The sequence below is a fragment of the Peribacillus sp. SIMBA_075 genome, from assembly GCF_046534585.1.
The window spans coordinates 1-238 of sequence record NZ_JAWRYN010001542.1; the positions used below are offsets into that span (position 1 = coordinate 1).

At 55.5% G+C, this 238-nt stretch carries 1 protein-coding gene; it reads right to left on the reverse strand.

The window, feature by feature from the left end; genetic code table 11:
* On the reverse strand, positions 1-238 hold a 238-nt coding region (locus SB775_RS33585; RefSeq protein ID WP_410865633.1), incomplete at both ends, for a hypothetical protein.

The window sequence follows — 238 nt, forward strand, 5'->3', positions numbered from 1 at the left end:
GATCCGAAGTCGTTACGATTAGCTTCCGATATTGGGACAGGGCGTCATGCTGTTCGCCGATCTTTCTCAGCAGATACTGGCTTTCCGGGCGGGCGGGCCGATATTTGAACATAGTCAGCCAGAACCCGATTTCCGCCGTTTCAGCCTCGATATTCGTCAGCGCTAGAAGCTTGTCAGTTCTGGCGGGTGGCTGGTCACGGTCCGAACCCCGATGACGCGTGTCGATCAGGATATCGAT